The sequence below is a fragment of the Altererythrobacter sp. Z27 genome (genome assembly GCF_052683155.1).
The window spans coordinates 973,381-999,153 of record NZ_JBQYMC010000001.1 but is presented as its reverse complement, the minus strand read 5'-3'; the positions used below and the strand labels follow the sequence as shown (position 1 = coordinate 999,153).

At 63.5% G+C, this 25,773-nt stretch carries 22 protein-coding genes; 11 read left to right on the top strand and 11 right to left on the bottom strand.

The window, feature by feature from the left end; translation table 11 throughout:
• Positions 1–18: 18 nt before the first annotated feature.
• The gene (gene lptB, locus ACUJ47_RS04905) at positions 19–726 is read left to right on the top strand and encodes an LPS export ABC transporter ATP-binding protein (RefSeq protein ID WP_445537317.1); all 708 of its coding nucleotides are present in this window, start codon (positions 19–21) and stop codon (positions 724–726) included.
• A 24-nt stretch (positions 727–750) separates the two neighbouring features.
• Here lptB and ACUJ47_RS04900 read toward each other — a convergent pair whose 3' ends face one another.
• Genes ACUJ47_RS04900 through ACUJ47_RS04890 form a run of 3 tightly spaced genes read right to left on the bottom strand, consistent with a single transcriptional unit; the run spans position 751 to position 2,928 of the window.
• Complete coding sequence (locus ACUJ47_RS04900; RefSeq protein WP_445538862.1) at positions 751–1,464, bottom strand: molybdopterin-dependent oxidoreductase; 714 nt, start codon at positions 1,462–1,464, stop codon at positions 751–753.
• Between the two features lie 16 nt (positions 1,465–1,480).
• Positions 1,481–2,149, bottom strand: coding sequence for a cytochrome b/b6 domain-containing protein (locus tag ACUJ47_RS04895; RefSeq protein ID WP_445537316.1), 669 nt, complete (start codon positions 2,147–2,149; stop codon positions 1,481–1,483).
• Positions 2,146–2,928, bottom strand: a complete 783-nt coding sequence (locus ACUJ47_RS04890; RefSeq protein ID WP_445537315.1) for an SDR family oxidoreductase — start codon at positions 2,926–2,928, stop codon at positions 2,146–2,148. The genes ACUJ47_RS04895 and ACUJ47_RS04890 overlap by 4 nt, the downstream gene beginning before the upstream one ends.
• Positions 2,929–3,009: 81 nt before the next feature.
• On the opposite strand from ACUJ47_RS04890, the gene ACUJ47_RS04885 reads away from it, so the two are divergent.
• Positions 3,010–3,855: a PhzF family phenazine biosynthesis protein gene (locus ACUJ47_RS04885; protein WP_445537314.1), complete on the top strand. Its 846-nt coding sequence runs from the start codon at positions 3,010–3,012 to the stop codon at positions 3,853–3,855.
• Positions 3,856–3,921: 66 nt separating this feature from the next.
• On the opposite strand, the gene ACUJ47_RS04880 is transcribed toward ACUJ47_RS04885, so the two are convergent.
• The 6 genes from ACUJ47_RS04880 to ACUJ47_RS04855 form a co-directional block, all read right to left on the bottom strand.
• The gene (locus ACUJ47_RS04880) at positions 3,922–4,299 is read right to left on the bottom strand and encodes a glycine zipper 2TM domain-containing protein (RefSeq protein WP_445537313.1); all 378 of its coding nucleotides are present in this window, start codon (positions 4,297–4,299) and stop codon (positions 3,922–3,924) included.
• Between the two features lie 135 nt (positions 4,300–4,434).
• The gene (locus ACUJ47_RS04875) at positions 4,435–5,088 is read right to left on the bottom strand and encodes an MOSC domain-containing protein (protein WP_445537312.1); all 654 of its coding nucleotides are present in this window, start codon (positions 5,086–5,088) and stop codon (positions 4,435–4,437) included.
• Positions 5,089–5,142: 54 nt separating this feature from the next.
• Positions 5,143–6,384 carry a 23S rRNA (adenine(2503)-C(2))-methyltransferase RlmN gene (rlmN, locus tag ACUJ47_RS04870; protein WP_445537311.1) on the bottom strand — a complete coding sequence of 414 codons (1,242 nt, stop codon included), beginning with the start codon at positions 6,382–6,384 and terminating at the stop codon, positions 5,143–5,145.
• A 36-nt stretch (positions 6,385–6,420) separates the two neighbouring features.
• Positions 6,421–6,906 carry an invasion associated locus B family protein gene (locus tag ACUJ47_RS04865; RefSeq protein WP_445537310.1) on the bottom strand — a complete coding sequence of 162 codons (486 nt, stop codon included), beginning with the start codon at positions 6,904–6,906 and terminating at the stop codon, positions 6,421–6,423.
• Positions 6,907–6,940: 34 nt separating this feature from the next.
• Entirely contained in the window at positions 6,941–7,420 is a 480-nt protein-coding gene (greB, locus tag ACUJ47_RS04860; RefSeq protein WP_445537309.1) for a transcription elongation factor GreB, read from the bottom strand.
• Between the two features lie 9 nt (positions 7,421–7,429).
• On the bottom strand, positions 7,430–9,409 hold the full coding sequence (locus ACUJ47_RS04855; protein WP_445537308.1) for a lytic transglycosylase domain-containing protein: 1,980 nt from the start codon (positions 9,407–9,409) through the stop codon (positions 7,430–7,432).
• 104 nt (positions 9,410–9,513) lie between these two features.
• Between ACUJ47_RS04855 and dapA the strand changes: the two genes are divergently transcribed.
• From dapA to alaS, 9 genes are all read left to right on the top strand, one after another.
• On the top strand, positions 9,514–10,395 hold the full coding sequence (dapA, locus tag ACUJ47_RS04850) for a 4-hydroxy-tetrahydrodipicolinate synthase (protein WP_445537307.1): 882 nt from the start codon (positions 9,514–9,516) through the stop codon (positions 10,393–10,395).
• Between the two features lie 64 nt (positions 10,396–10,459).
• Complete coding sequence (gene smpB / locus ACUJ47_RS04845; protein WP_445537306.1) at positions 10,460–10,942, top strand: SsrA-binding protein SmpB; 483 nt, start codon at positions 10,460–10,462, stop codon at positions 10,940–10,942.
• A 144-nt stretch (positions 10,943–11,086) separates the two neighbouring features.
• A complete protein-coding gene (locus ACUJ47_RS04840) occupies positions 11,087–11,674 on the top strand; it encodes a DUF2062 domain-containing protein (protein WP_445537305.1) in 588 nt (195 codons plus the stop codon).
• Entirely contained in the window at positions 11,671–14,124 is a 2,454-nt protein-coding gene (locus ACUJ47_RS04835; RefSeq protein ID WP_445537304.1) for a response regulator, read from the top strand. The genes ACUJ47_RS04840 and ACUJ47_RS04835 overlap by 4 nt, the downstream gene beginning before the upstream one ends.
• Before the next feature lie 106 nt (positions 14,125–14,230).
• Complete coding sequence (locus tag ACUJ47_RS04830; RefSeq protein WP_445538861.1) at positions 14,231–15,739, top strand: DUF4139 domain-containing protein; 1,509 nt, start codon at positions 14,231–14,233, stop codon at positions 15,737–15,739.
• A 13-nt stretch (positions 15,740–15,752) separates the two neighbouring features.
• Entirely contained in the window at positions 15,753–17,339 is a 1,587-nt protein-coding gene (locus ACUJ47_RS04825) for a DUF4139 domain-containing protein (RefSeq protein ID WP_445537303.1), read from the top strand.
• A gap of 152 nt (positions 17,340–17,491) precedes the next feature.
• Positions 17,492–18,556, top strand: a complete 1,065-nt coding sequence (gene recA / locus ACUJ47_RS04820) for a recombinase RecA (RefSeq protein ID WP_445537302.1) — start codon at positions 17,492–17,494, stop codon at positions 18,554–18,556.
• A 201-nt stretch (positions 18,557–18,757) separates the two neighbouring features.
• Positions 18,758–19,594, top strand: a complete 837-nt coding sequence (locus ACUJ47_RS04815) for a class I SAM-dependent methyltransferase (protein WP_445537301.1) — start codon at positions 18,758–18,760, stop codon at positions 19,592–19,594.
• Positions 19,595–19,644: 50 nt separating this feature from the next.
• Positions 19,645–22,311, top strand: a complete 2,667-nt coding sequence (gene alaS / locus ACUJ47_RS04810) for an alanine--tRNA ligase (RefSeq protein WP_445537300.1) — start codon at positions 19,645–19,647, stop codon at positions 22,309–22,311.
• Positions 22,312–22,320: 9 nt separating this feature from the next.
• Here the strand turns inward: alaS and ACUJ47_RS04805 are convergent, their stop codons facing one another.
• Together ACUJ47_RS04805 and ACUJ47_RS04800 are read right to left on the bottom strand one after the other, a co-directional pair.
• Positions 22,321–24,084 (bottom strand): cation:proton antiporter domain-containing protein, encoded by a 1,764-nt coding sequence (locus ACUJ47_RS04805; protein ID WP_445537299.1) that lies wholly within the window; start codon positions 24,082–24,084, stop codon positions 22,321–22,323.
• A 47-nt stretch (positions 24,085–24,131) separates the two neighbouring features.
• Positions 24,132–25,772, bottom strand: a complete 1,641-nt coding sequence (locus ACUJ47_RS04800) for a GNAT family N-acetyltransferase (RefSeq protein WP_445537298.1) — start codon at positions 25,770–25,772, stop codon at positions 24,132–24,134.
• Position 25,773 lies beyond the last annotated feature (1 nt).

Genomic DNA, 25,773 nt, shown 5'->3' with positions numbered 1-25,773 from the left:
GAAGGCGGTAATTCGCGGTTGGAAGCTGTCGAACTGCGCAAGCGCTTCGGTGCACGCCCGGTGCTCGACGGCGTGTCGCTGAGCATCGATCAGGGTGAGGTTGTCGGCCTGTTTGGTCCGGACGGAGCGGGCAAAACGACCACCTTCTATTGCCTTCTCGGCCTGGTGAAGCCCGATATGGGGCGCGTGGTGCTTGATGGCGAGGATGTGACGCGGCTGCCGTTTTATCGTCGCGCGGTTCTGGGCCTTGCCTATTTGCCCGAGCAGCCATCGATCTTTCGCGGGCTGACGGTGGAGCAGAACATCTCCGCCATGCTCGAAGTGGTGGAGCCTTCGCCGGAACTGCGCGACGAACGATTGCAGGAACTGCTCGAAGCGCTCGACCTTGTCCGCTTGCGAGACTCACCTGCAAATTCGCTGTCGGGTGGCGAGCGCCGCCGTTGCGAAGTTGCCCGCGCACTGGCGCTCGATCCACGCATCGTATTGCTGGATGAACCCTTCGCCGGGATCGACCCGCTTACCATTGCCAGTATCAAGCAGATGATCGCCGAGATGCGGGGCCGGAACATCGGAATCTTGCTGACCGACCAGAATGTTCCCGAGATGCTGGATGTTATCGATCGGGCCTATGTGATGGCCGAGGGCAGGGTGATCTTCTCAGGCGATCCGCAGGAAATGCTGCAGAATCCCGACGTCATCTCACGCTATCTCGGCCACAAGCACTGAGTTTGGCCGCGCTGGCAATCCGGGTCACATCCCGGCGTACCATTGGTAGCCATACTGGTCCTCCCAGAAGCCGCCTTTGCCGCCCTCGATCCCGTCAAGGCTTGCGACCGCTTCGATCGCCGTGAGGTATTTCGGGTGCTTGTACCCCAGCTGGCGCTCGACGCGCATGCGCAGCGGCGCGCCGTTCTTTTCGGGCAAAGGTTCGCCATTGAGCATATGCGCGACGATCGTCTGCGGGTGATAGGCGTCGACCATGTCGATGCTTTCGTAATAGCGGTGGCCGTGGAGCGTATCGGCGCAGCGGAACAGGATGAAATTCGCTTCGGGCAATACGCCTGCCGCATCGAGCAACAGCGATAGCTGCGGGCCGGTCCATTCGCCAATGGCGCTCCATCCCTCAACGCAGTCATGCCTTGTGATCTGTGTGCGCTGAGGCAGGCGGCGGATATTCTCGAGGCTGAACGTGAGCGGCGTCGCCACCAGTCCTGTCACTTCCAGCCGCCAGTCCGGGAATCCGCTCGCCAACTGCTCGCGGTAGAACGGCGTGTCGACCGTCAGCGAGCCATTGCCGCGAAATGTCGGCGAGAGGTCCGCGCGGGTGAATTCGGGCGCCAGCGCCTGCCGGTCGGCGAGCGCGCGATGCGCCTTGCGGTGCCAGTCCTCGGCGGCGGAAAGCAGCGCGCTGCCCGCTTTGCTGTCGGCCACTTTCGAACAGCCCGCAGCTAACAGCCCCGCCATGCCGGCGATTAGGTTCCTACGCTTCACGGCGCCCTCCGGTGATCATGTCGCGTAGTTGCCCGACCGGCCCGGACAGCAGCACCAGCGCGATATGGACGAGGAAGAAAGCGCAAGTTCCCCAGGCGACAATGAAGTGGATCGAGCGCGCGCTTTGCCGCCCGCCGAAGATTTCGACCAGCCAGGGCGCGGCAGGTTCCAGCCCGGGGCTGATCGCCATGCCGGTGAAGATCATCAGCGGCAGGAACACGCCCAGCACGAGGCCATAGGCAAGCTTCTGCAGGAAATTGTACCTCGCGCCTGCATGCGAAAAATCGAGCTTGAGGTGCTGCACGATGTCGCGCCAGATCGCCGCCGGGTGCCATTCCGCCCGCGTTGTGCGCAGGTCGCGCCAGAAGTGGCGGCTCAAGAGCATTGCGATCCACATCGCCATCAGGCCCAGCGCAAAGGGCCACGCCATCAGCATGTGCCAGCCGCGAGCGCCCGCCAGGTCGTAATATCCGGGGATGGTCATCCAGCCCGGAAAGCGCGGCACTGCCAGCCACGCATCGGCAGGATCGAAACCGTAATTTCCCCAATAGAGATAGCGGTGCGCGTTCGAGATGTTCAGCCCGCTCATGAACAGCACGATCACGCACAGCGCGTTGAGCCAGTGCCACAGGCGGGTGAGAAGCGAGTGGCGCTTCACCGGGCTCGCGCCATGGCGCGCGCGAGCCAGATCACATCGCGCTTCTGGTCGAGAAGATGCTGGCCGCTGTCGACGAAGATCGTCTCGCCGCTTCGCAAATGCCCCTTGGCGAGCATCAATGCAGCCGCGGCAACTTCTTCAGGCCCGGTCTTGCGCTTGAGCGGATTGAGCCTGTGCGAAACCTCGATCTCTTCCTCGCTCTGGTCATGGCTAGCGAGGATTGCACCCGGGGCAAGGCCATAGACGCGATCTTCCGGCCCGGCCGCTCCGCCTTCTTCCCGCAACTCGGCCAGCATGGGAATGGTCGCGGCCAGCGCATGCTTGCTCATTGTGTAGCTGAAGAAGTCCGGATTGGGGTTTTCCAGCTTCTGGTCGGTCAGCTGGATCACCCGCTTTCCGCCTATTGCGCGGGCATGGGCAAGGAAGGCCTGCGACATGCGCGCAGGAGTCTCGGCATTGATTTGCATCGCCAGCCTGTTGGTTTCCGGATCGAGATCGGTCGCCGAATCATAGGGGAAGATCGAGGCATTGTTCACCAGCACGCGCCAATCCTGCAGGCGCTCCGCCAGCTGCCGCACCATCGCCACTGCCGCATCGCCATCGGCGAGGTCGCAATGGACGATCTCGGCCGAGGGCAGACGATCGGCGAGCGCCCGCGCTTCGTCGTCCGACCCGCGATAGTGGATTACGACATGCCAGCCGTCCGCCGCGAAAGCCTCGACGATCTTCGCGCCGATCCGCGCCGCGCCGCCCGTCACCAATGCTGTTGGTAGGACCATATTTTCTATTCAGCAGATTCGCGCTGGCTTGGCTAGATTGGGTTGCTAGCTGCCCCACCGGCGAGGGGATGGAGAATTGCAATGAAACTCGAACTTGTCGACGTATTCGGTTCAGGCCCCTTGAGCGGCAACCCGCTGGCGGTGGTGCATGGCACCGACGGCCTCGATGCATCGCAGATGCTGGCGCTGACGCGCTGGCTTGGCTTTTCGGAAACGACCTTCCTGCTGCCGCCGACCGATCCGGCAGCGGATTATCGCGTTCGTATCTTCTATCCGGCGGGTGAACTGCCCTTCGCCGGGCATCCCACGCTGGGCACGTGCCACGCATGGCTGGCCGCTGGCGGCGCTCCCAGGATCGCCGGAAAAGTGGTGCAGGAATGCGGCGTGGGGCTGGTCGAAGTGCGGCAGGATGCCGAACGACTGGCCTTTTGCGCCCCGCCGTTCACGCGCAACGAGCCGCTGAACGAGGTAGAGCTTGCCGAGGCGATTGCCCTGGCGGGCGTCGATGCGGCGGCGGTGGTCGAGGCCGTGCACGTCGCCAATGGGCCCAAGTGGCAATTGCTGCGGCTGCGCTCGGCAGAAGATGTCCTTGCCGCAGAGCCCGCAGCCAAGGCAGCGCCCGGCACCGATATCGGGCTGGCAGGGCCTTGTCCTGCTGGTGAAGACGTCGATTGGGAAATCCGCGCGTTCTTCGCCAATGCGGTCGGGCGTTTCGTCGAAGATCCCGTAACCGGCAGTTTCAATGCCGGGGTCGCGATGCATTTGTTCCAAACGGGGTTGGCGAGCGGCAGCTACCGCGCCGCGCAAGGTCGCAAGACCGGGGCCGACGGGCTGGTTTATTGCCAGCAAGACGCGGCGGGCGATGTCTGGATTGGCGGGCGCTGCGCCACGGTGTCGCGTGCAGGCGAATTGACTGCCTTCGCCTGAATCCATGCGAAAAGGGCGCGCCCGCACAATGCGGACGCGCCCTGAACTTGCCTCGCAGGGCTCAGATCAGCGGCATTGCAGATCGCCGCGGTCAATCGCGCGGCCCAGCACGCCACCGACTGCCGCGCCGAGCAGCGCGCCCAGCGTCTTGTCACCGCGGCCAGCGAGCTCGTGCCCTGCCAGCGCGCCCACGCCTGCACCGATGATCAGGCCGGTCGTGCCATTGTCGCGCTTGCAGTAATACTTTCCGTCCTTGCCGCGCCAAATGTAGCTGTTGCGCGTGATGCGACGCGGCTCGATGTAATAACCCCGTGAATCATAGATTGCCGCGCGATCCTTGGCGCGCTTGCCATGCGCCGGCGCATGCGACGGCGGGTCGGCCAGCACGGGTGTTGCAGTAACCGCCATGGTTGCAGCGGCAATTGCGAGAGCGATCTTCTTCATTATCCGAACCTTTCCGTTGTTCTTACGGAGACTGCGATCGATTTCGTTCATTGGACCACAACGCCAGCTGAACGGGCAAGGTAAACGGAAATTATGCGGTGAACAGAGCCGCCAATCGGGACGAATTGACCGAATTCAACCGCGGTTGGCGAGTGCTTTCTCCGCGCCGTTGCGCCAAGAGGGGGATAACAGCTCGCAGCGAGCCAGGTTTGCAAGGCGCTCGCGGTTCGAAGGTGAGGCGGGATTGGCGATTTCGGAGAAGATTTCGGAAATCGTCCACGGAGTGCGGCCCGTTTCGACTCGCTCCAACGCGTCGCCGGCCTGCGCCGTTCCTTCCTCGATAATACGGAAGTACCAGCCGCTGCGCCCGGTTCGCAGGATCGTCTTGACCATGCCCGGAACGCCGAAGCGATGTTCTATCTTCCAGCATGGCATGCGCGGCTGGCTGATCTCGATCAGCGCGCTGCCCAGCCGGAAGCGATCGCCGAGCCAGACCGATCCTTCGTCGATGCCGCGGGCGGAAATATTGCTGCCAAATGCCCCGTGAAGGTCTAGCAGTTCATGTCCGCCCAATTCCTCGTGCCAGAAGGCGTGGTGATCGCGCGGATAGAGATGCAGCGCCATGTGCTCGCCGCCATGATGCTTGCGGTCGGCCTGTGCATCTCCGCTGAGGCCTTCGCGCGTGATCCGGACCGGCCCGTCGACCGGCTCCTTGGCAAAGGCGCTTAACTCGCCGTCGCGGAACGGCTTCGGCTGGCCTACGCAAAGCGCATCTACCGTGGTTTTCATGCGGAGCCTTTCCGTGCGGTCAGTGCCAACAAGTCACGCCCGCCGCCGGATCGCTCATTCGGCGGCGGCGGCGGCCGCTTCGCGATCCCGCTCGGCACGGCTCTTCTTCTCGGCTGCCGTTTTGAGCTGGCCGCAGGCCGCATCGATGTCGCGGCCGCGCGGCGTGCGCACCGGCGCGCTAATCCCGGCTTCGAACACGATGTCCGAGAAGCGCCCGATCCGTTCGGGCGTGGAGCATTCGTAGACCGCACCGGGCCAGGGGTTGAACGGGATCAAATTGACCTTGGCGGGCAGCTTGTACTCGCGGATCAGCCGAACCAGCTCGCGCGCGTGCTCGTCAGTGTCGTTCTTGTCCTTGAGCATCACATATTCGAAAGTGATCCGCCGCGCATTCGACGCGCCGGGGTAGGCGGCGCAGGCCGAGAGCAGTTCCTCAATGCCGTATTTCTTGTTGATCGGCACGATCTCGTCGCGGATTTCCTTGGTCACCGCGTGGAGCGACACCGCAAGGTTCACGCCGATTTCCTCGCCGCACTTTTCCATCATCGGCACGACGCCGCTGGTCGAAAGCGTGATGCGGCGCTTCGATAGCGCCAGACCGTCGCCATCCATCACCAGCCGCAGTGCATCGCGGACATTGTCGAAATTGTAGAGCGGCTCGCCCATGCCCATCATCACGATATTGGTCAGCAGGCGCCCGTCGGCAGTGTAATGCGCGCTGTCCAAATCCTCATCGAGGCCTGCCATGCTTCCCTTGGGCCATTCACCCAGAGCGTCGCGCGCGAGCATGACTTGACCGACAATTTCGCCAGGGGTCAGGTTGCGCACCAGCTTCATCGTCCCGGTGTGGCAGAAGCGGCAATTGAGCGTGCACCCGACCTGCGAAGAAACGCACAATGTGCCGCGATCCGCATCGGGGATGAAGACCATCTCGAAATCGTGCCCGTCGGCAGTGCGCAGCAGCCATTTGCGCGTTCCGTCGACCGAATGCTGGGCTTCGACCACATCGGGACGGCCAATGACGAAGCGTTCCTCAAGCCAGGGGCGCATCGTCTTGGCGATGTCGGTCATCGCCTCGAATTCTGTGACGCCGCGATGGTATAGCCAGTGGAACACCTGCTTGGCGCGCAGCTTGGCCTGCTTCGGCTCGAGTCCGGCTTCCTCGAACAGCGTGCGGATGCGTTCCTTGGGCAGGCCGATCAGGTCGATGCGGCCATCGGCGCGCGGCGTGATGTCACGCGCGACGGGAACGGGATCCACCTGTCCGGGGATCGGCATGAGAGCGGTATCGGCCATGGAGCGCGCGCATATAGTGCGCAGGCGAGGGTTTGGCTAGCGCTTGCCGCGCAGCGCCGCCGGGGCGCATCCAACGGTTGCGGCGTCCATTGCAGTGGCCGCTCCCGCCAGCAGGTAGCGATCGGAGAAGCGGCGGCCCGTCTTCGCGGTTGAACTGACGGTCATGCTCTCGGCTGAGCGCATTGCGGCGACTATCGCGGCATCCATCGCAGGGTCGGTTGCCCAGGCATCGCCGCCGCCGCCCGTAAGGGCGAAACTGCGGCCGCCGACGCGCAGCGAGATCCGTGCGCCTTGCGCCAATTCGCGCGAGAGGCGGAAATGGAGCTGGCCCCTGACCTGCCGCGTGGGCCAGGTCGCGACGCTGGCATAAGGTTCATAATCGCGGGCGCGCATGGCCTGTGGGCCGGTCGGCTCTGGCTTGGCGATCGCATAGCAGCGCGGCACTTGCGCATCGCGAAAGGCGGCCCATCCGGAAAACACGCCGAGGCTGTCCTTGGCGGCCAGTGGTGCAGCCAGCGCCATGGAGCACGCTAACATCAGGGCAGGGCGGAAACGGCTAGTCATAGCTTATCGCGACAACTTCCCATTCCTTGCTGCCCGAGGGAAGCCTGACGGTACGCAAATCCCCCAATGATGCCCCGCGCAGCGCGCGCGCCATGGGCGAGTTCCACCCGATCCGCCCGGCGCCGGCATCCTGCTCGTCATCGCCGACGATGGTTACGCAGCGCTCGTCATCGTCCTCGTCGGCCAGAGCCACGGTGGCACCGAAGAAGACCCGTGCCTTGTCGGGCTGTTCGCGCGGGTCGACAACGCGCAGCGACTTCATCCGCCGCGCGAGATGCGCCAGCTCGCGGTCGATCTCACGCATGCGCTTGCGGCCATAGAGGTAGTCGCCGTTCTCGCTGCGGTCGCCATTGCCCGCCGCCCAGCTGACGATCTCGACGATTTCCGGCCGTTCGGTGCTGAGCAGGTGATCGTAACGCGCCTTGAGCGCGGCCATCCCTGCCGGGGAGATCGGATCGCCGGTCTGCGCCATGAATGCGGACTAGCGGCGGAGGAAGTCGGCGATGGTGCGCGGCTTGCCGCCCGGCGCGCGCTCCGGATGCATGTTATCATAGGCGACTGCGTTGCCCAGCACGCGCATGATGTAATAGCGGGTCTCGAAATTGGCCGGAACCTTCTCGATCCAGGTCACGTAGTCGATCTCCCCGGTGCGCGGATCGCCATTGGCGCGCAGCCACTGGTTCACGCGGCCCGGCCCGGCATTATAGGCGCCGATGGCGAGCGGATATGCGCCGCCATAGTAATCGAGCAGGCGGCGGAAATAGGCGTCGCCCAAGCTGATATTATATTGCGTGTCGGCGGTGAGGTCGGCCGACAGATAGTTCATGCCCATCTTGCCCGCCTGTTCCTGCGCCGTACCGGGCATCAGCTGCATCATCCCGCGCGCACCCGCATGGCTGACGCGGTGCTGGTCGAACTCGCTTTCCTGCCGCATGATCGCATGCGACATGGTCCAGTCGACGGTCATTGGCACCTGCACCGTCGGGTGGCCCAGCCGCTCAAAGCCTGAAAGGCCATGCTCGGGCGCGGCTGCACCGGCGACGACGGCGAATTTCTCGAGCTTCAGTTCGGTGGCGAGACCCGACAGGAGCGCCAGCTGCTCCGGCGTGTCGGCGCGTTGTGCGATCGCTTCGAAGAAGGCGCGCTCGGTGCGCCAGTCGCGCCGCGAGGATGCGATTGCACGGAGCGCCTTGACCAGCGGCTCATCGTTGAAGGCGGCGCGCTGCTCGGCGCTCGCTTCGGCAGTGGGCAGCGCAGCAAAGGATGGCATCGGGCGCCCAAGTGCCCCCAGCGCAAGCTGGCCGTAATATTGGTCTGCAAATTGCGCCGCCATGCCGAAATAGCGGTTCGCGTCGTCCATATTGCCGACCTGCCGCGCGGCGCGGCCCGCCCAATAGAAGCCCTTTGCGCGGGTCAGCGGGGTCTTGGCCGCTGCGCCATAGCGATAGAAAAGCGGAGCGGCTGCGGCGCCGTCGCCCAGCTTCCACAGCGCCTCTGTACCGCCAAGCCACATCAGATCGGTATATTTGTCGCGCAGAGCGAAGGAGCCGTCGCTAACATCCTCGTCGGGCGCGAACAAATCGTCGACCGAAGCGGCGATCGTCACGGCATTGCGAGCGCTCGTGCCCTTCGCCGCGATCAGCATTTCATTGACCAAATCTGCCGGGTCATGCGGGAGTGCGGTGAATTTCGGACGGCTGGTCAGGATCGCAATCGCTTGCGGCAATTGCTGTTTCTTGCGGTAATAGCGCACGAGGTTGTAGACCACGCCGGGCTGGTCGAGCGCGGTGCGCGGGATGGCAATCCCTTCGTCCTCGGGCAAATGGTCGCGCAGCAGCGCCAGCCGCTTTGTGAACAGGTCACGCTTGCCGAGCGAAGTCATCAGCATGTGCCGCTCGGCTGCGTCAGCCGCGCCTTCCCACAGCAGCGATTCCATTCTCGCGTCGTTATCCGCCTGCGTGAAGATTCCGGCATAGCGGCCCAGCAGATAGGCTTCGGACGTTTCGCTCATCGGGCCAGAGCGCCATGCGGCGCGAGCGACTTCACCCGCTTCGGGCCGCTGCAAGGCCGCAAGCGCCAGCGCATACCGGGCGCGGCCCGTATTGGTGAGCGGCGGGTGCTGGTCGAAGAAGGCGACCAAAGCATCGGACGAGGGTGCTTCGCGATCGAGCGAGTTTTCCGCCAGCGTCCGCAAGCGTCCATCGCGCGGGAAATCGGGATAGGCCAGCAGGAAGCCCGAATAGTCTGCGAAACCGAGCCGGTCGTTACGGGTCAGCTCTTCCCAGCGGCTGATCGCGAGCGAGATGTTGGTCGGCTGCTGCGCCACCATTTGCACCCGCGCCATGTCCCACACCGCTGCATCGCGCGTGGCCGCGGGCGCGCCCAGCGCAAGGCCCGCGGTCGCGAGGAAAACACCGCCAAAGACATATTTGTTGCCGGGGAAATTATGCATGCTGGACATATTGCCTGCCCGCTCCTTATCAGGCCGTGAACAGCGCATGAAGCCCACGACGTATCGGTTTTCCCCTCGCGTGATAGAATGCCATCGAGAAAGGTATGAAATCAATGTTTAGTGGCTCCATTCCGGCCCTGGTGACTCCTTTTCGCGACGGAGTGTTCGACGAAGCGGCTTTTCGCAAATTGGTGGACTGGCAAATCGAACAAGGCAGCGCCGCAGTGGTTCCCTGCGGAACGACCGGCGAAGCCTCGACTCTCTCGAATGCCGAACACCATCGCGTGATCGAAGTGTGCATCGAACAGGCGGCCGGAAGGGTGCCGGTGATCGCCGGTTGCGGCTCGAACGACACGCGCAACGCGCTGCTGCATATGAATTTCTCGCGCAAGGCGGGGGCTGCGGCGGGGCTTTGCGTCGCCCCCTATTACAATCGCCCGAGCCAGGCCGGACTGCTTGCGCATTTCAGTTTCCTTGCCGAAAACAGCGATTTGCCGATCGTTCTTTACAACGTCCCCGGGCGTACGGTGACCGATATCCTGCCCGAAACGGTGATCGACCTCGTCAATCGCTACCCTGACCGCTTCGTGGCGATCAAGGACGCCAGCGGGGATCTGTCGCGCGTGACCGACCACCGCAAGGGAATCGGCAAGCAATTCGTCCAGCTGTGCGGGGATGACGAGCTGTGGCTGCCGCACAATACCGCGGGCGGCAGGGGCTGCATCTCGGTCACGGCAAACGTCGCACCGGCGCTGTGCGCAGAGTTCCAGGCGGCCTGTGCCGCCAACGACCTTGTCGAAGCCCGCCGCCTCAACGACCTGCTTTATCCGCTGCATTATGCCATGTTCAGCGACGCCAGCCCGGCGCCGGTCAAATATGCGCTGTCGCGCGTGCACAACTGGATCGAGCCGGGCGTGCGCCTGCCGCTGGTCGAATGCAGCGATGCATCGAAGAAGGCGGTCGATGAAGCGTTGGTCCAGGCAGGCCTGGTCTGATTGATTGCCGCGAGGGAAGCAGACCTTCCCAAACCGGCTGCATCCCCCTACATGGCGCGCCATCATGGCCCGTCCCAAACCCGAAACCTTCGACAAGCTGAAAGTCGTCGCCGAGAACCGGCGCGCGCGCTTCGACTATTCGATCGAGGACAAGTTCGAGGCCGGGCTGGCGCTGCAGGGCACTGAAGTGAAGGCGCTGCGCGCGGGTGAGGCCTCGATCGCGGAAAGCTATGCCGAAGTGCGCGACGGCCAGGTGTGGCTGATCAACGCCAATATTCCCGAATACAGCCACGGCAATCGCCTAAACCATGAGCCGCGCCGCCCGCGCAAACTGCTGTTGCATGAGCGCGAGATCGAAAAGTTGTTCGGCGCGGTCGAACGCAAGGGGATGACGCTGATCCCGCTGTCGATCTATTTCAACCGCACCGGCCGCGCGAAGGTGGAACTGGCGCTGGCCAAAGGCAAGCAGGCGCACGACAAGCGCCAGTCGATCAAAGAACGCGACTGGAAGCGTGACAAGGCGCGGCTGATGCGAGATCGCGGCTGATCGGACGCTTTTAGGCCTGCGATTCACCATATTGTCAGGGAAATCCTGATACCCATATCGACCGGAATAACCGCTTCGCCGAAATACCCCTTTGTCCCCCTTGCGGATCGACGGGTTGAGGAGCAAGGCGGCGGCGGAAAAGACATGGCGACACGATCGAAAACCTGGTTGGCTGACAAATTGCGCGGTTATTTCCCCAAGCGGGAAGAAATGGCGCGCAACCGCTATCTGGCGCCGATCGCGCATCGCTTCCTGTCGCCCGAATTGTGGCGCTTCACGCGCCGTTCCGTGCCGCGCGGCGTAGCGCTGGGCCTATTTGCAGCTTTCATAGTGCCGATCGGGCAGATTTTCCTGGCAGCATTCCTGGCCTTGCCGATGCGCGCCAACGTCCCCTTGGCTGCTGCAGTCACCTTCGTGACCAATCCTTTCACCCTGCCGTTCTGGCTGGTGGTGGGGAACAAGGTCGGCGCCTTCACGCTGAAGGTTGACGCCGTGACGGTGGGCGTCGCGAACGAGAGCCTCAATAGCGGCCGGTTCGCCTGGCTGTTCGAACTGTTCGAGCTTGCGGGCGTCACCGCCTTCGGTTTCGTGGTGCTGGCGATCGTGACTTCGGCACTGGGCTATGTTGTCTCCGGCGCGGTGTGGCGGGTCATCGTCTCGCGCCGCCGGGCGCAGCGGCTGCGCACGATGGAAGCGCGGCTCGACCAGCGGCTGGGGGCACATCACGGATGAAACCGGCTGGGGGGCTGTTGCAAGGTGGGGCGATAAGCGAATCGACCAGATTGTTCGGCGGTATTGCAGTGGCTTTGCTCGCCAGCACTGGCGTGCTGTGGCTTGCGACCGGCGAAGTGCTGCTAGTGCTGGCCTATGCGCTGGGGCTGGTCGTGCTGCTCGCAGGCGGGCTGGCGTTCCAGCGCCTGCAGGAACGGCCCGAGACCGACCAGCTTGCCGTTCCCGACTGGTCGGTGACTGTTGCGGCGATCGAGCAGGCGGGCGAAGCGGTGGCGATCACCGATCGTGCCAACCGGCTCATTTGCGCCAATTCCGCCTATGCCGAATGGTTCGGCGCGGACACGGCTCCGCCCAATCTGCCGGTCGAACGTGCGGGACTGGAAGAACTGGTGCGGCTTGTCCGGCGCGCCTGGCGCGACGGCTTCGCCAAGACCGAGCGGCTTGAAGGCGAGGGCGGGCAACAGCACTGGACTGTCAGCGCGGAACGGGCAGGGCGAGGCGACGACCACCTGATCTGGCGCTTCCAGAAGATCGAACCGAAGATTGCCGATCCGCTGGTCAGCTATGACGTGACGGGGCCGTTCGGGCGCATGCTCGCGCGCGCAGGCATAGAAGCCGCGATCACCGGCCCGGACGGGATGATCAAGAGCGCCAGCGCGGGCTTTGCCGAGCGTGCGGTGGGCGATCCCAATTCCACGCTTGCCGGGCAGGATTTCGTCTCTTTCCTGCGCTCGGACGATCGCGACCGGATTTTCTTCGCGCGCGAAGGCCGCACCGGCACGCCGCAAACGCTGATCCATGTCCCGCTCGACGATCCGGATAGCCCCGTGACAACTGGGCCCGAAGATGCACAATCGCTGATGCTGCTGGTCGACAGCGGGGTCGGGATCGGTGCGGGCTGGGAAGCATCCTCGCAAGGCGTGGCGCAGCTCGAATCGCTGCTGGGGCAATTGCCGCTTGGCCTTGCCATGACCGACCGCGACGGACGCTTCCTGTTCTCGAACGACGCTTTCCTGCGCGCGGTCGAGCGCGAGGAGCGTGGGCTGCCTGCATTCCCGACCGACCTCGTCGTGCGCGAAGACAAGGCCGCCCTGTCCGACGCCGTGCGCCGCCACGGGCGCGGCCCAGCCACCAGCGGCAATATGGCGATCCGGTTGGCCAGTGCGCCTGACGATACGGTGTCGCTCGGGCTCGCCGGCGTGCGCGGGCTTGGCGAAGCGGCAGTTCTGTTGAGCCTGGCGGATTCTTCGCAGGAAGCGCAGCTGCGGCGGCAAGTGGCGCAGGCGACCAAGATGCAGGCCGTGGGGCAGCTCGCGGGTGGCGTCGCGCATGACTTCAACAATGTGCTGACCGCGATCATCGGCACGTGCGACCTCATGCTGTTCCGTCACACGCCCGGCGACAGCGATTATGACGATATCCAGCAAATACGGAACAATTCGAACCGCGCTGCATCGCTCACGCGGCAATTGCTCGCTTTCTCGCGGCAGCAGACACTCCGCCCGGAAATCATCCAGCTGCCCGACGTGGTCAGCGAAGTGGCTCCGCTTATCAAGCGGCTGCTGGGCGAGAAGATCGAATACAAGGTCAAGCACGATCGCGACCTGAGCCCGGTGCGGGCCGACCCGCAGCAGCTTGAACAGGTGATCATGAACCTGGCGGTCAACGCGCGCGACGCGATCCAGTCGCACCGTGGCGGTGGCGGGCAGATCACGCTCACCACTCGCCGCATCAACATGCGGCAGGTCGAACAGATGGGCTCGGAAATCCTGCCTGCGGCCGACTACACTGTGCTGATTGTGGAAGACACCGGCGGCGGAATCCCGCCGCAGGTCATGCCCAAGCTGTTCGAGCCCTTCTTCACCACGAAGGAGCAGGGGAAGGGCACCGGGCTGGGCCTTTCGACAGCCTATGGTATCGTCAAGCAATCGGGTGGCTTCCTGTTCGCGGACAATGTGAAGGGCACAGGCGGCCGGGTGATCGGAGCGCGCTTCTCGGTCTATCTTCCCGCGCATCATGGCGCCGTGCCGCAGGCTCCGCAGTCGCCGGTGGAACAAGAAGCCAGCGCATGGTCGGGCGGCGGCCGGATCCTGCTGGTCGAGGATGAAGACATGGTGCGGGCCGTGGCCGAACGCGCGCTTAGCCGCGCAGGCTACGTCGTTACCGCCTGCAGCGATGGCGAAGAAGGCCTATCCGCGATCACCGCCGGGGGCGAATTCGACCTCGTCGTAAGCGACGTGGTAATGCCCGGAATGGACGGCCCGGCGATGGCTCGAGCGATCCGCCAGACGCATCCTGACCTGCCGGTCATGTTCATGTCGGGCTATGCCGAAGAGCAGCTGCGCAAGGATATCGACATTCCAAAGATGCACTTCCTGGCCAAGCCGTTCAGCGTGCAGGAAATCAGCGACAAGGTGGCTGGTATCATGCAGGTCTTGCCAAGGCACTAGTGCACCGACCCCGTGGCTTGATTCCCCGTCTGCCGTCAAAACCAGCCAGCATTGGTTCACAAACGGACTGTGAAACAGTGGCTTGGATTGCGGGCAGGAGGACATGATGGCAAATTTGGGCAGGTGGAAGCGGGCATTGCTTGCAGGCGGGCTGCTGGCGACGAGCACTGCAGTGCTCTCGCAGAGCGACGACAACGCGCAGGGCGACCTTGCCATAACTATCTACAGCAACGGCCAGGCGCTGGTTCAGGATGTGCGCCAAATTGCAATCGCAGCAGGGCGCAGCCGCATCGAGTTTCCAGACGTTTCAGCGCAAATCCGGCCGGAGACGCTTAGCTTCGCTGCAAGCGGTGCGGCTATCGTCGAGCAGAATTTCGATTTCGACCTCCTTACTCCACAAAAGATGATGGAGAAAGCGATCGGCCAGACGGTCACGCTGATTCGCACCAATCCCGCCACCGGGGTCGAGACGCGGGAGCGCGCCAAGGTACTCTCCACCGCAGGGGGCGTGGTGATCCAGATCGGCGAGAGGATCGAAGTGCTGCGCGATGATGGCCTGCCAGTGCGCGTCGTGTTCGACCGCGTCCCCCCGAACCTGCGGGCGCGCCCGACCCTGTCCGTAAATGTTCAGAGCGATCGTGCCGGCACCCGCCCGGCATCGATTCGCTACCTTACGCCCGGCCTTGGCTGGACTACCGACTATGTTGCATTGTTTGACGAGGCGCGCGGCACTATCGACGTGCAGGGCTGGGTGACATTGACCAATAACACCGGCACCACATTCTCTAACGCCGACACCTTGCTGGTGGCAGGCAATCCGGCGACCGGACAGCAGCAATACAATAACTACCCCTATCGCCCGGTGCCGCGCGGAACCTCGCAGGTGAGGCCGGGCACCGAAAGTGCCGACCGCGAACAGGTGGGCGATTTCTATCTTTATCCGATCGCCGGGCGCACCACGATCGCCAATGCGCAGACCAAGCAGGTGAGCTTCCTCGATGTGCAAGGCGTCGCCGCGCGCAAGGTCTATGGCCACACGGTCGGCTGGCTAGCGAACTACGATGAGCCGCAGAACGTCAGCAGCCAGATCGCCTTCAGTTCGTCGAGTTCGGGCGGGTTGGGCGATGCCCTACCTGGAGGCACCGTGCGGTTCTACCAGCGCGATCGGAAGGGCAGCCCTCAGTTCATCGGTGAAAGCGGCATCGATCATACCCCGATGGGCAGTGAATTGACGCTGCGCACTGGCGACGCGTTCGATGTTCTGGTCAAATCGGAAGTGGAAAATCGCAATCGGATCACTGCAGACGAATGGGAGCGGGTCGAGCGTTACAAGGTGACAATGCCCAATGGGGATGTCGTGACGGGTGAACGTGAGCGCCCCAAGACCTTTTGGACCACCACCATGCGCTATACGCTGACTAACGCCAAATCCTCCCCGGTCGAAGTCGAGCTAGTCCAGGCTGGACTCGATTATGGCTGGTGGAGTCGCGACCTTCGAATTCTCAGCGAAGATGTGCCGGGAAAACAGCTAAACGCGGACAAGCGAGAATATGTCATAACCGTGCCCGCCAATGGCGAGCGCGTCGTGCGTGTGACCTACGCCACGCGGTATTGATATGATGCGCTGGTTGAGCGCCACGTTAGTCGCGATGCTGGCGCTGTTCAGCATTCCGTTGGCCGCGCATGAGGTGGTCGATGCCTCCGCGCCGGAAAGGCTTGCGGTAACGATCTATCGCGATCCCAGCCAGTATGATTTCGATCCCAACCGACCGAAAGGTTTTGGCCTCGTCAGCGAGACCCGAACTGTCACCTTGCCACCGGGGGAATCAACCATCCGCTTCACGGGCGTAGCCGAGGGGATGATCGCAGTCTCGGCCATGGTTTCGGGCCTGCCCGGAGGAGTGATAGAGAAGAACCGCAATGCTGCGCTGCTTTCCCCTGCTGCTCTGATCGATGGTACGCTGGGGAATCGGGTCACCATCACGCGCACAAATCCGGCAACGGGTGCCGAACTGAGCGAGCAGGCAGTTGTCCGCACCCGTGCCGATGGCGGCCTCGTCCTGCAAACGGCGCAGGGCTACGAAGCGGTGCGTTGCTCCGGGCTGCCCGAGCGGCTCGGTTTCGACCGCGTACCGGCGGGACTGTCAGCGGAACCGGTGTTTACCATCGACGCGCGCGACGAGACCGGCGGCACTTACACCGTCACGTTGACCTATCTCGCCTGGGGCTTCGACTGGCGCGCGCATTATGTCGCGACGCTGCATGACGGCAAGGCAGGCGGGCGCCGTGACATGCGCATGCGAAGCTGGCTGACATTGGTGAATGACAATGCGCAGAGCTTCGAAAATGCCGAATTGTCGGTGGTTGCCGGCACGCTTAATATCGAATCTGACTTCGAGGATCTGGCTGAGCCTCCGCGCGGCGCGCCGCTGCGGCTGGAATGTTGGCCCATAGGAAACACCGCTGAAGGAACCTATCCTGGGCAAATTGATGTACCGGAGACGCTAATGCTTTCGGCCCCGACCGCCGAGATCGTGCTCAGTGGCTCTCGCCTCCGCGCCCAGGAGTTCGATTCCGCGTCGCCAGTCGCGATGATCGCGAGCGAGGAAAATCTCGGCGACTTCAAGCTGTTTCGCGTGCCGGAGCCGGTTACCGTACGGGCTAAGGGGATGAAGCAGGTCGCCTTTCTCGACAAGGACCGGGTGCGCGGCGAATTGATCAAAGAAGCCTATTGCGATGTTTACGGCCGGTTTGATGAAGACCAGGATTCCCGCCCCGTCAGCCTGCTTTACCGGGTTGAGAACGAAGAAAAGCTGGGCCTCGGCGCGTCATTGCCTCGCGGCGGCGCGACAGTGTTCGAACCGTCTTCGGCGGGTGAGCTGCTGATCGGCGAAAGCGGCCTGCGCGATTATGCTGTTGGCGAAGAGGTCGAAATCCGACTGGGTCGAAGCTCCCACGTTTTTGGCCAATGTGCAGGCACGGGATCGTCCCAGGACATGGGGCCTGACGAGAACGACTGGCAGGAAGTGCGCGCGGTGCTAACCAATGCGGGAAGAAATTCGATCGAGGTCGAACTTCAAATCGGCAGCAGTGCCGGCTGGCAGGTAAAAAAGGCACGTGGGGCAAGAGTGCGCAATGGCACGCACGTAGTGACCGTGCGTGTCGCGGCTGGGGGAACTTCCGAGATGAGGTTTTGGGTCCGTGATCTGGACTGACGCTCGTAATGTTGGTTTTTTCGGCCTTAGCGGTGTTGTGACAAAAAATTTCGTTCCCTACTTGTTCTTGTGGAACAAACCAGATACATAGCTTCCCAACAGGGCAGTCGATAACCGGCTATCGGCCCTAGGCAAGCAAGGGAGGCCATGCGATGGCGACGAATCTGAAACTGGTTGAAAAGGAGTCATCCGTGGATCGTCAGAAGGCGCTCGAAGCCGCGCTTGCCCAGATTGACCGGGCCTTTGGCAAGGGCTCGGCGATGAAGCTGGGCTCGAAGGAAGCGATGAATGTCGAATCGATTTCGACCGGCTCGCTCGGCCTCGACATTGCGCTGGGTATTGGCGGCCTGCCCAAGGGCCGCGTGATCGAAGTCTACGGCCCCGAGAGTTCGGGCAAGACCACGCTGGCGCTGCATGTCATCGCTGAAGCGCAGAAGGCCGGCGGCACTGCTGCCTTTGTCGACGCCGAACACGCGCTCGACCCGGTCTATGCCAAGGCGCTGGGCGTCGACATTGACGAATTGATCGTGTCGCAGCCCGATACGGGCGAACAGGCGCTCGAAATCACCGACACGCTGGTGCGCTCGAATGCAATCGACGTGCTGGTGGTGGACTCGGTCGCTGCCCTGGTGCCGCGGGCCGAAATCGAAGGCGAGATGGGCGACAGCCATGTCGGCCTGCAGGCTCGCTTGATGTCGCAGTCGCTACGCAAGCTGACGGGTTCGATCAGCCGTTCGAAGTGCATGGTGATCTTCATCAACCAGCTGCGCATGAAGATTGGCGTGATGTACGGTAATCCCGAAACCACGACCGGCGGCAATGCGCTCAAGTTCTACGCTTCGGTCCGTCTCGACATCCGCCGTACCGGCCAGATCAAGGACCGCGACGACATCGTCGGCAACACCACTCGCGTGAAGGTGGTCAAGAACAAGGTCGCCCCTCCGTTCAAGCAGGTCGAATTCGACATCATGTATGGCGAAGGCATTTCGAAGATCGGCGAGATCCTCGACCTGGGCGTCAAGGCAGGGCTGGTCGAGAAGTCCGGCAGCTGGTTCTCCTATGACAGTATCCGGATCGGCCAGGGCCGCGAGAATGCCAAGCAATACCTCAAGGACAATCCCGAGCTTTGCGACAAGTTGGAAGCTGCCATTCGCAGCCAAACCGACAAGGTCGCCGAGGAGATGATGACGGGCCCGGACGCGGACCCAGAAGACTGACCCTCAAGCGGGCGCAGGCGGTCCTGTCGGACCGGCGCCCGGAAACCCGGAAAGCCGGCGTGCGCCTCTCCCCCTGATAGGCTGCGCCGGTTTTTCGCTGTCTGCACCATCATGTTGCAATCAGCCATTCCAGCGCGCATGGCTCGCGCGGCGGCACCGGCAAGACCCGGGCGGCGTCAAAGCGATGGAGTGGGATTCGACATGGCGGGAATGGATGCACAGGAGTGGCAAGGGCGCGTGGGGAAATCCTGGGCGCATGAATGGCAGCGAACCGATCGCAGCTTCTCGCATCTCACTGCCGAACTCGAACGGCGCATCCTCGAGCTGGAATTCACTAGCGCGCTCGATATCGGATGCGGGGCCGGGGAACTTTCGCTCAAGGTGGCAAAGCAACGTCCTGCAGCCCAAGTGATCGGGGTCGACGTTTCGCCCGATCTGGTCGACGTGGCGCGCGAACGCGCTGGCGATGCGCCCAACTTGCGCTTCGAGCTTGCCGATGCGGCTGCATGGCAGCCTGATGCCGGTGCCCGGCCAGACCTGCTCATGTCGCGCCACGGTGTGATGTTCTTCCCCGATCCGGTGGCGGCTTTCGCGAACCTGCATGCCGCCACCGCCAGCGGAGCGCAGATGCTGTTCTCCTGCTTCCGCTCGGTCGCAGACAATCCCTTCTTCGGCGAAGCGGGCCGCCTGATCCCGGCCGATCCGGGTTCCTCGCCGCCCGATCCACATGCACCGGGGCCCTTTGCCTTTGCCGACAATGCGCGTGTTGAACGCATCCTATCGGAAGCGGGTTGGCGCGATATCCGCTTCGAGCCGTTCGACTTTGCCATGATCGCGGGTGCGGGGGACGATCCAATTGCAGACGCCGTCAGCTATTTCAGCCGCATCGGTCCTGCGGCCCGGGCATTGGCGGCAATGGACGATGCGGCGCGGGCTGCAGTTCAGGCCAAACTTGCCGACCTTGCGAGCCGCAATCTGAAGGGCGGCGTAGTCAGCCTTGGCGCCGGGGTCTGGATCATTTCCGCAACGCACAATTAGGCGGCGATAACGCCTTGCCGCAGGCGCAGCTAAGCCCTAACTGCGCTTGCATGACGTCGACCAACGATATCCGCCGGTCCTTCCTCGACTATTTCGCAGGCGCCGGCCATGCCGAGATCCCGAGCGCACCGCTCGTGCCGTATAACGATCCTACGTTGATGTTCGTCAACGCGGGTATGGTGCCGTTCAAGAATGCCTTCACCGGGCTCGAAACGCCGCCCGCACCGCGCGCCACCAGCTCGCAGAAATGCGTGCGCGCCGGGGGCAAGCATAACGACCTCGACAATGTCGGTTATACCGCGCGTCACCACACCTTCTTCGAAATGCTCGGAAATTTCTCCTTCGGGGATTATTTCAAGGAGCAGGCGATCCTGCATGCCTGGACGCTTCTGACCAAGGATTGGGGCATTTCGCCCGATCGCCTTACCGCCACCGTCTATCACACCGACGATGAGGCGTTCGACCTGTGGCGCAAGATTTCGGGCCTGCCCGAAGAGCGCATTATCCGCATCCCGACCAAGGACAATTTCTGGGCGATGGGTTCGGACGGGCCATGCGGGCCGTGCTCCGAAATCTTCTACGATCACGGCGAGCACATCTTCGGCGGCCCTCCGGGCAGCCCGGATGAGGATGGCGACCGCTTCGTCGAGATCTGGAACCTGGTGTTCATGCAGTTCGAACAGGCGGCGGACGAGATCGTCGGGGAACTGCCCAAGCCCTCGATCGACACCGGCATGGGGCTCGAACGCATCGCCGCGGTGATGCAGGGCGTGCATGACAATTACGATACCGACACGTTCAAGGCGCTGATTGCCGCTTCGGAGAACCTCACCGGAGTGAAGGCCGCGGGTGAACATAAGGCGAGCCACCGCGTGATCGCCGATCACCTGCGCTCGACCAGCTTCCTGATGGCCGATGGCGTGCTGCCTTCGAACGAAGGGCGCGGTTACGTGCTGCGGCGGATCATGCGCCGCGCGATGCGCCACGCGCATTTGCTGGGCGCAAGCGAACCGCTGATGCACCGGCTCGTGCCCGCGCTGGTGACCGAAATGGGGCAGGCCTATCCGGAACTCGTCCGTGGCCAGGCGCTGATCCAGGAAGTGCTGCAGCGCGAGGAAACCCAGTTCCGTCGCACGCTCGAAAAGGGCCTGCGCCTGCTCGACGAAGCGACCGGCACGATGGGCGAGGGCGGCGAACTCGACGGCGAAACCGCCTTCAAGCTCTATGACACCTATGGCTTCCCTTACGACCTGACCGAAGATGCGCTGCGTTCGCGCGGCATCGGCGTCGATCGCGCGGGCTTCGATGCGGCCATGGAGCGGCAAAAGGCCGCTGCGCGCGCCGCGTGGAAGGGTTCTGGCGATGCCGCCGCAGGCGAGGTCTGGTTCGACATTGCCGAGCGGGAAGGCGCGACCGAATTCACCGGCTATGCCTCGACCAGCGGGGAAGGGCGCGTGGTTGCACTCGTCAAGGACGGTGCCGAAACCGACCGTGCCGAAGCGGGCGACGAAGTAACCATCCTGACCAACCAGACGCCTTTCTATGGCGAAAGCGGTGGCCAGACCGGCGACGCCGGCAGCATCACCACTGCAGCCGGGCTCAAGGCCGAAGTCACCGACACGTCCAAGCCGCTGGGCCGGTTGCATGCGCATCATGCGAAAGTGACGGCGGGCGCGATCGCCGTGGGCGATACGGTGCATCTCGCGGTCGACACCGCGCGGCGCGATCGCATCCGCGCCAACCACTCGGCGACGCACCTTGTGCATGCCGCGTTGCGCAACACGCTGGGCGAGCATGTGACGCAGAAGGGTTCGCTGGTCGCAGACGACCGCTTCCGCTTCGATTTCTCGCATCCCAAGCCGCTGACTGCGGAAGAAATCGCTGCGATCGAAGCCGAAGTGAATGCCGAAATCCGCGCCAACGAGCCGGTCGGTACGCGGCTTATGAGCCCCGACGATGCCGTCGCTGCGGGCGCACTGGCGCTGTTCGGCGAGAAATATGGCGACGAAGTGCGTGTGCTCTCGATGGGTCGCAAGGGCGATGCCGGGCGCAGCTATTCGGTCGAACTGTGCGGCGGCACCCATGTGAAGGCGACCGGCGATATCGGCATTTTCCGCATTGTGTCCGAAGGCGCAGTCAGCTCTGGCGTGCGCCGGATCGAAGCGCTCACCGGTGAAGCCGCGCGGCGCTGGCTGGTAGACCGCGAGGAAGCGCTGAAAGCTGCAGCGAGCGAAATCCGCGCCACGCCCGAGGAGGTTCCGGCGCGGCTCGCGGCCTTGCTCGACGAGCGCAAGCGGCTCGAGAAGGAACTGGCCGATGCCAAGAAGGCGCTTGCCCTGGGCGGCGGCGGCTCTGCCGGCGCTGCACAGAATGCGGACGAAGACATCGCGGGCGTTAAATTCAGCGGGCAGGTGCTCGAAGGGCTCGATCCCAAGGACCTGCGCCCCTTGCTCGACGAGGTGAAGCAGCGGCTCGGCTCGGGCATTGCGGCTGCGGTTGCCGTAAACGATGGCAGGGCCGCCTTCGCAGTGGCGGTGACCGACGATCTGACCAATCGCTTCAACGCGGTCGATCTGGTCCGCGTTGGCGTGGAAGCGCTCGGCGGCAAGGGCGGCGGTGGCCGCCCCGACATGGCGCAAGGCGGCGGGCCGGATGGCAGCAAGGCGGCTGACGCACTGGCTGCGGTGAAGGACGCGCTGGCCAAGGTCAGCGCCTGACGTCCAGGCTCAGGCTTCGTTGGTAGTGGTCCGCAGTTTCGGCCGATAGTCCAGCTCGCCATCGCGTTCGAGCTGGACGCGGAACTCGTCGCGCTTTTCGTGGATCGAAGCTATCACCGGGCCCATTGCAACCCCGATGTCGACCAGCACCGCTTCGGAAAGCTGGAGTGTCGCCTCCAACGTTTCGGGCACGGCATGGCTGGCGCCCGCGCGATAGAGTGCGGCGGCATGTTCGGGATCGCGCGCGCGCGCCACAATGAGCAGTTCGGGATAGGCCGAGCGCAGCTTGGCGACCAGCCGCTGCGCCAGCACCGGCTCGTCCATGGTGAGCACCACGGCCGGAGCGGTTTCGATCCCTAGCCGCGACAGTGCATCGCCGCGAGCGGCATCGCCAAAGGTCGCGCGATAGCCTTCGCGTTTGGCCCGCTCGATCAGGTCGGCGTCTGAATCGATCGCGACATAGGGCTTGTTGTGCCGCGACAGCATGTCAGCCACCAGCCGCCCCACGCGCCCCGCGCCGACGATGATGGTGCGCGGCTCGTCGCTATCGCTCTCCGGTAGCTCGGGCACCGGTTCGACCCGGCGGCCCAGCGCGCGGCCAAGGCGCGCAAGCAGCGGCGTGACAGTGAGGCCGATTGCGGTGACGATCTGCCAGAATTGCGCGGTTTCCGCGTCGATCAGCAGCGCCGAACTGGCTGCGGCAAGAACAATCAGCGTGGTTTCGCTGGGGCTCGCCATCAACACGCCGGTTTCGGCAGAGGTGCCGCGCCGCGCGCCCATCAGGCGCAGCAGGGTTCCGGTGACGATCGCCTTGAACACCAGCACGCCCACCACGGCGAGCATGATCGGGCCGAGGTTCTCCCAGATCGTTACCAGGTTGATGCTCATGCCGACGGTGATCAGGAACACGCCAAGTGCGAGGCCCTTGAACGGGTCCATGATCGTTTCGACTTCGGCGTGATATTCGGTTTCCGCGATCAGCAGGCCTGCGATCAGTGCCCCGACGATCGGCGAAAGGCCGGTTGCGGCTGTTGCCAGGCTCGCGCCGATCACCACCAGCAGCGACGCGGCGAGGAACAGTTCGGGGCTCTTGGTCCGTGCCGCCTGCGCGAACAGGCGGGGCAGGGCGAGGCGGCCCAATACGAGCAGCGCGGCCACGACCAGCCCGCCTTGCCACAGCGTATCGACCAGCCCTTCCAGCCCGCCTTCCTGCGCATGCGGCGCCAGCGCGCCGAGGATGAACACGATCGGCACGATCATGATGTCTTCGAACAGCAGCATCGATAGCGCCGCGCGCCCGACCGGCGTCTTGGTGCCCGAAATCGGCAGCACGATTGCAGTCGAGGAGAAGGCGAGCGCAAAACCCAGCGCGATCGCTCCGGTCCAGGCTTGCCCGTTCACGAAGCCGAGGAATGCGGCGAGCGAAGAACCGATGATCAGCAGCTCGAGCGCCCCCAGCCCGAACACGAGTTTCCGCAATTGCCACAATCGGTTGAAACTCAGCTCAAGCCCGATCGCGAACAGCAGCAGGATGATCCCGAATTCGGCAAAGGGTTTGAGCCCTTCGGCATCGGTGATGGTGACGTGTGCCAGCCAGGGCACTTGCGGCACCAGCGTGCCGAGGCCGTAGGGGCCCACGGCGATGCCGATCAGGATGAAGCCGATGATCGGGGTGATGCGGAAGCGCGCGAAGACCGGGATCACGATCCCGGCAGCGCCAAGGATCACCAGCGCATCGGACAGCATGGGGGATGGGGCGAGTTCTCCGGCCATGGCTCCTCTATAGCGAGCGAATGGCCGTCGTCACCCGTTTAGGGGACTTATCCGCCGCGGCCCGCATGCGGCCCGGTGACTGGCGCCGAAGTTTCGCCATCTTCCCCGATTGGCGCACTGATCTTGCCCACCCGCTTGTCCCATTCGATGCGGTACAAGTCGAAGCGGCGGTCGGCCAGGTTCTGCACGGTGCCTTCGGCCCGCGCCCAGCTCAAATCCGCCAGATTGACGTCGCTGATGGTCAGAGTCTCGACGTTCTCGCTCGCCTCGGCAGCGATCCCGTCGCGCGCGAAGGGGAAATCGCAAGGCGTGAGGATGCAGCTCTGTGCATATTGGATGTCGATATTCGCAACGTTGGGCAGGTTTCCGACATTGCCGCTCAGCACGACATAGCACTGGTTCTCGATCGCGCGCGCTGCCGAGCAATAGCGCACCCGCATGTAACCTTGTCGGCTGTCGGTGCAAAAAGGCACGAAGATGATCCTTGCGCCTTCGTCGACCAGGCGCCGGGCCAGTTCGGGGAATTCGCTGTCGTAGCAGATGAGGACGCCGATCGGGCCGCAATCGGTCTGGATCGCATCGATGCTGTCGCCACCCTTGATGTTCCACCAATAGGCTTCGTTGGACGTGGGGTGGATCTTCTCCTGCGCGTGGATCGATCCGTCGCGCAGGCAGACATAGGCGACGTTGTGGATGTCACCATCGTCCATCTGGGTCGGGTGGGAACCGCCGATAATGTTGATGTTGTAGTTGAGCGCCATTTCGCTGAGCGCAGTGCGGATCCGCGGCGTGTAGCGGCTCAATGCCGCAATCGCTTCGGCGGGCTTGAGCTCTTCGGGTTCGGCGCTCAGCAGCATCAGCGTAAACAGCTCGGGAAAGACTATGAAGTCTGCCTCGTAATCCGCTGCAACATCAACGAAATATTCGATCTGCTTGATGAATTCCTCGAAGCCTGAGACCGCACGCGCCTGAAGCTGGCAGGTCGCGATTCGCACGCTTTCGACATCGCGCGGCAGCCGATGTTTCGAAGGGGCGTCGCTATCGACATAGGGGTTGCGCCACACCATGCGCACCGCATTCGCCAGCGAAGGTTTGTCTTCCGGAAGGTAGCCGGCGATGACCCCCTGCGGCTCGAAACCATTGGCGAGCTGGAAGCGCAGCACGGGATCGTGGATTTTCCCGTCGAGCACTTTCTGCAGATAGTCTTGCGGATTTTCGGCCCGGTTGGTCTTGCGGCGAAGCGCGCGGGCATAGCCGGGCATCCTTCCGCCGAACACGATCCCTTTCAGGTCGAGCCGCTCCGCCAGTGCCCGCCGCTCTTCATAAAGCCGCCGCCCGATCCGCGTCCCGCGCACCTTCGGATCGACGCACATTTCATATCCGTAAAGCCATTCGCCCTTGGGATTGTGGCGACTGCCGAAGCCGTTGCCGGTCACTTCATCCCAACTGTGGTCCGACAGGGCGAGCTGCTGGCTCAAGCGGATCGACGCGCAATAGCCGACCAGCTTTCCATCGAGCTTCGCGATGAAACAGCCATCGGGATAGTTGTTCAGTTGCCCGCGAATTTCGCCGTGGGTGTAGGCGGGCAGGTCGTCATAGGCGCGCCGGACGAGATCGGCGATCGCACGGACATCCTTGGCCTGCGCCTGGCGGACTTCGAGCCTGGCTTTGCGGCGGGTTTCGGACATT

What these genes read in the sequence shown, in the direction of transcription:
- ACUJ47_RS04900 (WP_445538862.1), bottom strand. Translation starts at nt 1,464, where the DNA reads ATGGCGGGGCTGTTAGCTGCGGGCTGTTCGAAAGTGGCCGACAGCAAA.
- ACUJ47_RS04890 (WP_445537315.1), bottom strand. Translation starts at nt 2,928, where the DNA reads ATGGTCCTACCAACAGCATTGGTGACGGGCGGCGCGGCGCGGATCGGC.
- ACUJ47_RS04885 (WP_445537314.1), top strand. Translation starts at nt 3,010, where the DNA reads ATGAAACTCGAACTTGTCGACGTATTCGGTTCAGGCCCCTTGAGCGGC.
- ACUJ47_RS04880 (WP_445537313.1), bottom strand. Translation starts at nt 4,299, where the DNA reads ATGAAGAAGATCGCTCTCGCAATTGCCGCTGCAACCATGGCGGTTACT.
- ACUJ47_RS04875 (WP_445537312.1), bottom strand. Translation starts at nt 5,088, where the DNA reads ATGAAAACCACGGTAGATGCGCTTTGCGTAGGCCAGCCGAAGCCGTTC.
- rlmN (WP_445537311.1), bottom strand. Translation starts at nt 6,384, where the DNA reads ATGGCCGATACCGCTCTCATGCCGATCCCCGGACAGGTGGATCCCGTT.
- ACUJ47_RS04865 (WP_445537310.1), bottom strand. Translation starts at nt 6,906, where the DNA reads ATGGCGCTGGCTGCACCACTGGCCGCCAAGGACAGCCTCGGCGTGTTT.
- greB (WP_445537309.1), bottom strand. Translation starts at nt 7,420, where the DNA reads ATGGCGCAGACCGGCGATCCGATCTCCCCGGCAGGGATGGCCGCGCTC.
- ACUJ47_RS04855 (WP_445537308.1), bottom strand. Translation starts at nt 9,409, where the DNA reads ATGTCCAGCATGCATAATTTCCCCGGCAACAAATATGTCTTTGGCGGT.
- dapA (WP_445537307.1), top strand. Translation starts at nt 9,514, where the DNA reads ATGTTTAGTGGCTCCATTCCGGCCCTGGTGACTCCTTTTCGCGACGGA.
- smpB (WP_445537306.1), top strand. Translation starts at nt 10,460, where the DNA reads ATGGCCCGTCCCAAACCCGAAACCTTCGACAAGCTGAAAGTCGTCGCC.
- ACUJ47_RS04840 (WP_445537305.1), top strand. Translation starts at nt 11,087, where the DNA reads ATGGCGACACGATCGAAAACCTGGTTGGCTGACAAATTGCGCGGTTAT.
- ACUJ47_RS04835 (WP_445537304.1), top strand. Translation starts at nt 11,671, where the DNA reads ATGAAACCGGCTGGGGGGCTGTTGCAAGGTGGGGCGATAAGCGAATCG.
- ACUJ47_RS04830 (WP_445538861.1), top strand. Translation starts at nt 14,231, where the DNA reads ATGGCAAATTTGGGCAGGTGGAAGCGGGCATTGCTTGCAGGCGGGCTG.
- recA (WP_445537302.1), top strand. Translation starts at nt 17,492, where the DNA reads ATGGCGACGAATCTGAAACTGGTTGAAAAGGAGTCATCCGTGGATCGT.
- ACUJ47_RS04815 (WP_445537301.1), top strand. Translation starts at nt 18,758, where the DNA reads ATGGCGGGAATGGATGCACAGGAGTGGCAAGGGCGCGTGGGGAAATCC.
- alaS (WP_445537300.1), top strand. Translation starts at nt 19,645, where the DNA reads ATGACGTCGACCAACGATATCCGCCGGTCCTTCCTCGACTATTTCGCA.
- ACUJ47_RS04805 (WP_445537299.1), bottom strand. Translation starts at nt 24,084, where the DNA reads ATGGCCGGAGAACTCGCCCCATCCCCCATGCTGTCCGATGCGCTGGTG.
- ACUJ47_RS04800 (WP_445537298.1), bottom strand. Translation starts at nt 25,772, where the DNA reads ATGTCCGAAACCCGCCGCAAAGCCAGGCTCGAAGTCCGCCAGGCGCAG.